Annotated in this window: 7 protein-coding genes and 1 riboswitch; of the genes, 3 read left to right on the top strand and 4 right to left on the bottom strand. The window is 64.1% G+C overall.

The window, feature by feature from the left end:
• Positions 1-79 precede the first annotated feature (79 nt).
• Positions 80-292, bottom strand: a complete 213-nt coding sequence (locus tag KH616_RS19560) for a glycine zipper 2TM domain-containing protein (RefSeq protein WP_292249791.1) — start codon at positions 290-292, stop codon at positions 80-82.
• A 282-nt stretch (positions 293-574) separates the two neighbouring features.
• Positions 575-2,506 (bottom strand): phosphomethylpyrimidine synthase ThiC, encoded by a 1,932-nt coding sequence (gene thiC, locus KH616_RS19555; protein WP_292249790.1) that lies wholly within the window; start codon positions 2,504-2,506, stop codon positions 575-577.
• Positions 2,507-2,632: 126 nt separating this feature from the next.
• A riboswitch (TPP riboswitch) is annotated at positions 2,633-2,749 on the bottom strand.
• A 264-nt stretch (positions 2,750-3,013) separates the two neighbouring features.
• Between thiC and KH616_RS19550 the strand changes: the two genes are divergently transcribed.
• The 3 genes from KH616_RS19550 to KH616_RS19540 all read left to right on the top strand — a co-directional run bounded on the left by KH616_RS19550 (position 3,014) and on the right by KH616_RS19540 (position 6,214).
• On the top strand, positions 3,014-3,304 hold the full coding sequence (locus KH616_RS19550) for a pentapeptide MXKDX repeat protein (RefSeq protein ID WP_292249789.1): 291 nt from the start codon (positions 3,014-3,016) through the stop codon (positions 3,302-3,304).
• Between the two features lie 316 nt (positions 3,305-3,620).
• Positions 3,621-4,637: an EamA family transporter gene (locus tag KH616_RS19545; protein WP_292249788.1), complete on the top strand. Its 1,017-nt coding sequence runs from the start codon at positions 3,621-3,623 to the stop codon at positions 4,635-4,637.
• A gap of 578 nt (positions 4,638-5,215) precedes the next feature.
• Complete coding sequence (locus KH616_RS19540; RefSeq protein WP_292249787.1) at positions 5,216-6,214, top strand: tyrosine-type recombinase/integrase; 999 nt, start codon at positions 5,216-5,218, stop codon at positions 6,212-6,214.
• On the opposite strand, the gene KH616_RS19535 is transcribed toward KH616_RS19540, so the two are convergent.
• Both KH616_RS19535 and KH616_RS19530 read right to left on the bottom strand, forming a co-directional pair.
• Positions 6,211-6,423 (bottom strand): helix-turn-helix domain-containing protein, encoded by a 213-nt coding sequence (locus tag KH616_RS19535; protein WP_292249786.1) that lies wholly within the window; start codon positions 6,421-6,423, stop codon positions 6,211-6,213. The two genes, KH616_RS19540 and KH616_RS19535, sit on opposite strands and share 4 nt — an antisense overlap.
• The coding region (locus tag KH616_RS19530; protein ID WP_292249785.1) for a hypothetical protein at positions 6,420-6,613 on the bottom strand (194 nt) is incomplete at its 5' end. The genes KH616_RS19530 and KH616_RS19535, both read right to left, overlap by 4 nt.

The raw sequence follows: 6,613 nt of genomic DNA, 5'->3' as shown, positions 1-6,613 counted from the left end.
AACGCTGGGCAAAACGGTAACGGATCATTTCGGGCGCCGTCCGGCGGTCAGGCCGCGTCCCGCGCGGGACGCGGCGGCGTCACTTGCCGACCTGGTTGCCGATGATGCCGCCGACGGCCGCGCCGCCGAGCGTCGACAGCGCGTTGCCGCCGATCGCCGCGCCGGCGACGCCGCCGACGCCCGCACCGATCGCCGTATTACGCTGACGGGCCGTCATCGTGTCGCACGCCGACAGGCTGGCCATCGTCGCGGCGAGCAGTGCGCATACCCCAATACGCCGAATCGAGTTCATGATCGTTGTCCTTGCTGTTGTGAACGAATGCGCGCGTCCAATGGGAACCGCGCACCAAAAAATGTACGCGCCGGCATGCCGGGCTGCTGTAAGGACTTGTTAAGGTATTCGCGCTTTCGTAATGAGTTGTTTCGCGGCCTGCGGGGCAGGCGACAGGCCCGGGAACACGGATATTGCGTCCGCCCAAACGACAGAACCCCATGTTCCGAAAAACATGGGGTTCGTCAGTCATCCGAAGCCCGCTCGCAAGCGGGCTTCGTGCGTCGCGGAGCGATCCGGCGCTTATTGTCGGCGATAGATTTCCGAGCCGCTCGTGACGAACTCGACGGCCTTGACTTCCATGCCCTTCTTCAGCGCTTCGGTTTCGGACACGCCCTGCTGCGCCGCAAACTCGCGCACGTCCTGCGTGATCTTCATCGAGCAGAAGTGCGGGCCGCACATCGAGCAGAAGTGCGCGACCTTCGCCGAATCCTTCGGCAGCGTTTCGTCGTGGAATTCGCGTGCCTTGTCCGGATCGAGGCCGAGGTTGAACTGGTCTTCCCAGCGGAACTCGAAACGGGCCTTCGACAGCGCGTTGTCGCGGACCTGCGCGCCCGGATGACCCTTCGCGAGGTCGGCGGCGTGCGCGGCGAGCTTGTACGTGATGATGCCTTCCTTCACGTCGTCCTTGTTCGGCAGGCCGAGGTGTTCCTTCGGCGTCACGTAGCAGAGCATCGCCGTGCCGAACCAGCCGATCATCGCGGCGCCGATGCCCGACGTGATGTGGTCGTAGCCCGGCGCGATGTCGGTCGTGAGCGGCCCGAGCGTGTAGAACGGCGCTTCCTTGCACCAGTCGAGCTGCAGATCCATGTTTTCCTTGATCAGCTGCATCGGCACGTGGCCTGGACCTTCGATCATCACCTGCACGTCGTGCTTCCATGCGATCTGCGTGAGTTCGCCAAGCGTCTTCAGTTCGCCGAGCTGCGCTTCGTCGTTCGCGTCGTAGATCGAGCCGGGGCGCAGGCCGTCGCCGAGCGAGAAGCTCACGTCGTACGCCTTCATGATCTCGCAGATCTCTTCGAAGTGTTCGTACAGGAAGCTTTCCTTGTGATGCGCGAGACACCACTTCGCCATGATCGAGCCGCCGCGCGACACGATGCCGGTCATCCGGTTCGCGGTCAGCGGCACATACTGGAGGCGCACGCCCGCGTGGATCGTGAAGTAGTCGACGCCTTGCTCGGCCTGTTCGATCAGCGTGTCGCGGAAGATTTCCCAGGTCAGGTCCTCGGCCTTGCCATTGACCTTCTCCAGCGCCTGGTAGATCGGCACCGTGCCGATCGGCACCGGGCTGTTGCGGATGATCCATTCACGGGTTTCGTGGATGTGCTTGCCGGTCGACAGATCCATCACCGTGTCGCCGCCCCAGCGGATCGCCCACGTCATCTTGTCGACTTCCTCGCCGATCGACGACGTCACGGCCGAGTTGCCGATGTTCGCGTTGATCTTCACGAGGAAGTTGCGGCCGATGATCATCGGCTCGGATTCCGGGTGGTTGATGTTCGCGGGGATGATCGCGCGGCCGCACGCCACTTCCGAACGCACGAATTCCGGCGTGATCTCGACCGGCGCGTTCGCACCGAATGCCGCGGCGCCGAACGCCTGCCCAGGATGCTGGCGACCCATCATCGCGGCGAGCTTCGCGCCGTTCGGGCCGCTCGCCTTCAGGCTTTCGAGGTACTCGGCGCGGCGCTGGTTCTCGCGAATCGCGATGTATTCCATTTCCGGCGTGATGATGCCCTGGCGCGCATAGTGCATCTGCGTGACGTTCTTGCCGGCCTTCGCACGGCGCGGCTCGCGGTGCAGGCCCGGGAAACGCAGGTCGGCCGTGGCCGGGTCGGCGGCGCGCTCGCGGCCGTACTGGCTGGACAGGCCCGGCAACGCCTCGGTGTCGCCGCGTGCGTCTATCCAGCGCTGGCGCAGCGCGGGCAGGCCGGCGCGGATGTCGATCTTCGCGTCCGGATCGGTGTACGGGCCCGACGTGTCATACACGTAGATCGGCGGATTCTTCTCGCCGCCGAACCCGGTCGGCGTGTCGGCCTGTGTGATTTCGCGCATCGGCACGCGGATGTCGGGCTGCGAGCCCGTCACGTAGATCTTGCGCGAATTCGGCAGCGGCGCGACGGCGGCAGCGTCGACGTGGGCGTCGGCGGACAGAAACTTCGGGTTGGCGTTCATGCGATCTCCTGTGTCGATCCGGACCGGCGCTGATGCGTCGGCTCGAATCCCGTGCAAAGCAAATGTGGGGCGCTCGCTAAGCAGGAGATGAGAGTTGTACGGCGGCGGGTTTCATCGGAGGGAGGGAGACGAAGCCCGGACGCTTCCCTGCGCTGGCATTACCCAGATCAGGTTCAAAGGGTATTTCTCACCCGCAAAGCCCGTTTCTTGATCGAGCGCATTGCAGGACCCCCGCGTTAGCAAGCGCACAAGATACACCGGGTTCGCGGCGGTTTCAACCGGGGACAGATCGGCGGCGGCGTGCAGGGCGGCGGTGCCGGCGCCGGGCGTGCGCAAGGCGGTTTGCCGGACGAACTGGACGGCATGAAATCCGGGTGGCGGGGCCTGAGATTGTGGCCGCGATCGTATGCAGCGAAACCTAGAATGTTAGGTAATGCGGCTGCGATTTATCGTGCAGCCGTTGCGGATTGTTCGAATCCTGTCACCCTCCCAAGAAGGAGCGCCGTCATGAAGCACACTCTGATCGCCGCTTGCCTCGCCGGTTTCGCCTTGGCGGTTGCCAGCGCGTATGCGCAGAACGATGCGATGTCCGGAAACGCATCGTCGATGTCGAAAGGCCAGGCGCAAACGCCGAAGGATCCGGCTGGTCACGACGCAATGTCGAGGGACAGCGGGACGAAGAAGGGCGGCATGGCCAAGCAGGACATGAAGAAAGGCGCGACCGCGTCGGATTCGCTGAGCAGCAAGCCGATGAAAGGCCAGAAACCTTGGAACGAGAAGGACTGGTTGCTGTACTGAGCACAGTGCGCGCGGGGCGCAGGCGGCCTCGCTTTGCAAAACTGTCGCGCCGAAACGTCATTCGACAACCTTTCAGCCGGCACACGGCGTTCCTTTCGAATCCTTGATGCCATAATGCCGAGCATGCGCAGCCCGAGCGGTTGCGCGTTTTTTTGTCCGCCCGCCGCCGGTCGCTCCGGCCTACTTCGTCGCCGTTCGCACTGTCATGTCGTTCCGCACGTTTTCGCCCGCCCGTCCGGCCCTGAGCGGGCCGTTTGCCGGTATTCCCCGCGCCTGCCGGCGGCGCACGCGACGCGACAGGCGGGCGGCCTGAACGATGACGCCGCTCGACCGACTCCTCGACTTCTTCGCACGCCACCCGTTGCGCCTCCCGCAAAGCCGCGGCGGCCGGGTCGCACTGGCGCTCGTCTTCATCTATATCGTCTGGGGATCGACCTATCTCGCGCTGCACGTCGCGTTGCAGGCGTTTCCGCCGCTCACGCTGTCCGGATTGCGGAACCTGCTGGGCGGGATCGGCCTGTTCATCTTTGCACTGCGCAGGCGGCCGGCCTGGCCGTCGCTCGTCGAAATACGCAATTCGGCCATCGTCGGCACGATGCTCGTCGCGCTGTCGTCAGGAATGATCGCGCTCGGGATGCGCACCGTCAGCAGCGGCTCGGCCGCCGTGATGGTCGCCACCGTGCCGCTGTTCGCGACCGTGATCGCGGCCGTCGCCGGCCGTCCGGTGACGAAGGGCGAATGGGCGGCGGTCGCGCTCGGCATGGTCGGCATCGTCGTGCTGAACGCCGGCGGATCCAGCGCCGAGAATTCGGCGCTCGGCACGATCACCGTGCTGGCCGGCGCATTGTTCTGGGCCGGCGGCGCACATCTTGCGACGCGGCTCAAGCTGCCGTCCGACCTGTTCCTGTCCACCTCGTTGCAGATCGGGCTGGGCGGCCTGATGTCGACGTTGGCCGCCTGGCTGCTCGGCGAGCGCATCGGGCAGCTGGCCGTGCTGCCGGTGCTCGCGTCCGTCTATCTGATGGTGTTCTGCACGATGGCAGCCTACGTCGCATACGGTTACCTGATCCGTCATACGAGTCCGATCATTTCGAGCAGCTGCATGTATGTGAATCCGATTGTCGCGGTTGCGCTGGGCGCCGTGCTGCTCGGCGAACCCGTGACGATGGCGACCGTGATGGCAACCGTCGCGATTCTTGGCAGCGTCGTGTTGTCGTTTCTGTTCGATCCGGCGCGAAAGGGCATGCCGCGTACCGGCGTGGCCGCCGGGCAAGCCGGACAGGACGGCAGGACGAGCGGGCAGCCGTCCGTCGTGGCGCCCGCGAATGAATAGCGCGTTCCGCTGACCGTTGCCCGTGACGGTGAAATCGGTCGCTAACGCAGGCGTGACCAGTGGTAGAATCCCGTCCGCCCTTGCCGGGGTGATGAAATTGGTAGACATAGCGGACTTAAATAATTGAGTGCCCGGCCGGAAACGGCCGGTGCAGAACCCTTCAAATTCGGTGAAACCCCTGATGCCATGCATCGAGGCAACGCCGAGCCAAGCCTCGCAGCGCACCGAATGCGGCGCGCGCGTGGAAGGTGTAGAGACTAGACGGGGGGCGCCTAAGGCGCACGGGCAAGCGGGATCGGCTCGGGCGCGACGGCGAAGGCATAGTCCAGCGCACGAACGGCGTCGCGTCATGCGGCGCCGGCTTTGAAAGAAGCAGTGTGATGAAAATCCGCCGCCTTGATTGGCTTGCCGGTTCGAGTCCGGTCCCCGGCACCACGGATACTTCCGATTAAATCCACTAGGCACGGAAAATACAAGAAAACAATGGCTTAGCGGATTGCCCCCATTCTGCGATTTGCCGACCAAAACGGATCTTTGTACACTGGCGGCCCCATAACAGCCCCATGCGAGGCCCCACGGTGGCTTCAATCACCCCGTACAAGGATGGCTGGCGAGCCCAGATCAAGATCGGCGACGCGCGCGATTCGCAGACATTCCGCACTCAGCGGGAGGCGAAGGCGTGGGCCGCAAACAGGGAAACCGAGATCCGCGCCCAGAAGGGGCGTGACCCAGGCGAGCTGCATACCGTCGGAGAGATGTTTCGGGAATACATCGAGAAGGTTTCGGACAAGAAGGCCGGCGCGCGCTCCGAGGCGCTTCGCCTCAAGGCATTCGAGAAGGATTTCCCCCATCTGGCCGCGCTGAAGCTGGCCGAGTTCAAGACACCGCAACTCGTCGAGTGGCGCGATGCGCGTCTCAAGAAGGTCAAGCCGGGATCCGTGGTCCGCGACATCAATCTGATTCGAAATGTGTTCTACACCGCTCGCGACGAGTGGCACTGGCTGACGCACAATCCATTTACGGGATTCAAGATTCCGCAGGAGGGTGCGCCGCGCGATCGCCGCATCGATCCGTGGGGCGAAGTGCGCCCCATCTGCCGGGCGCTTGGATACGTTAGCGGGCGCGCGCCGGAGACGAAGAGCCAGGAAGTGGCGCTGGCGTTTCTGGTGGCGCTCCGCTCTGCGATGCGCGCAGGGGAAATTCTCCAGCTCGGGAAGGCGAATTGCGACCTTCAGAAGCGCGTCGCGAGCGTTGAGCACAAGATGCAGCGTCTGACAGGGAAACCTCGCTCGATCCCGTTCACGCGGCAGACGGCACGGTTGCTTGCGCCGCTGGCCGACCGCGACCGATTTTTCACGATCGACTCGGGCTCGCTCGACGCGCTTTTTCGAAGGACGAAAAATCGGCTGAAGATCACGGGACTGCATTTCCATGACAGCCGAGCGGAGGCGTTGACACGGCTCGCGCGCCGCGTCGACGTCCTCACGCTCTCGAAGATCAGCGGGCATACCGATTTGCGCATGCTCAGCGAGGTCTATTACCGCGAGTCGGCAGAAGACATCGCCGCGCGCATTTAAGCCGGTTGCAGGACTGCATCGATCTGCTCGATCGGAATCATTCCGCATCGGTTCAGGCGCAGCGTGCCGGCCTTGATCATGTTGTGCACCGTGCGTGCGCTGACGCCAAGCATTTCGGCCGCCTGCTTCTGATTGACCTGTGGTGGCCGGGGATGCCGCGCAATATACGTCTCGACAACCTTCAGGATGGCTTTGGTATCGTCGGTCATCGGCTTGCTCCAGAGCGGGCGGCGTCGATGGCTTCGTCTAGGCTTCGGCCGCCCTTCTCCCCTGCCTCGTCCATTGCTTCGAGCCACCAAGCTTTCCGCATGGTCTTGCACTTACGCCAACGCTCGGCGTCGAGCTTGTCGGCGTCCGCCAGCTCGGCGCGCGGCTCCGGCTGTCCCGCACCTGCTTTCT

It is taken from the genome of Burkholderia sp. (assembly GCF_018375725.1).
Taxonomy (GTDB): Bacteria; Pseudomonadota; Gammaproteobacteria; order Burkholderiales; family Burkholderiaceae; genus Burkholderia.
The sequence above is the reverse complement of the archived record's forward strand: the minus strand, read 5'-3'. Positions and strand labels throughout refer to the sequence as shown.

Coding starts and splice junctions, on each gene's coding strand:
- thiC (WP_292249790.1), bottom strand. CDS start 2,506: ATGAACGCCAACCCGAAGTTTCTGTCCGCCGACGCCCACGTCGACGCT.
- KH616_RS19560 (WP_292249791.1), bottom strand. CDS start 292: ATGAACTCGATTCGGCGTATTGGGGTATGCGCACTGCTCGCCGCGACG.
- KH616_RS19535 (WP_292249786.1), bottom strand. CDS start 6,423: ATGACCGACGATACCAAAGCCATCCTGAAGGTTGTCGAGACGTATATT.
- KH616_RS19550 (WP_292249789.1), top strand. CDS start 3,014: ATGAAGCACACTCTGATCGCCGCTTGCCTCGCCGGTTTCGCCTTGGCG.
- KH616_RS19545 (WP_292249788.1), top strand. CDS start 3,621: ATGACGCCGCTCGACCGACTCCTCGACTTCTTCGCACGCCACCCGTTG.